At 34.8% G+C, this 287-nt stretch carries 1 protein-coding gene; it reads right to left on the reverse strand.

The genetic code is table 11. From position 1 onward, the window contains the following. Window positions 1-71 precede the first annotated feature (71 nt). Window positions 72-287 (reverse strand): hypothetical protein (locus QME58_14400; protein ID MDI6805003.1); only part of this gene is annotated, 216 nt, incomplete at its 5' end.

Consider the following 287-nt stretch of genomic DNA (forward strand, 5'->3'; position numbering starts at 1 on the left):
TTTTCCCTGCTTTCATCTTCTTCCTTTTATCTATTATCATATTATATAAAAATCCTTACCTATTGTAAAATCTACTTTTTTGTATAGTTACTACTTTCATAGGTATATCTCCAAACACCTTGCCCGCCTGTTGCAACCCATAGTTCGTTATTATGTGGGGCCGGTCTGATTTTCAAACTGTGAACTTTTGGAAAGTATGGTAGATTAACGGCTCCTGTGGGAATCCTTTCCCAGTCACTGCCATTGTTTGTTGAACGATATATTTGATTATAATTATCATTGATACT

This window comes from Bacteroidota bacterium, assembly GCA_030017895.1.
GTDB lineage: Bacteria > Bacteroidota > Ignavibacteria > UBA10030 > BY39 > JASEGV01.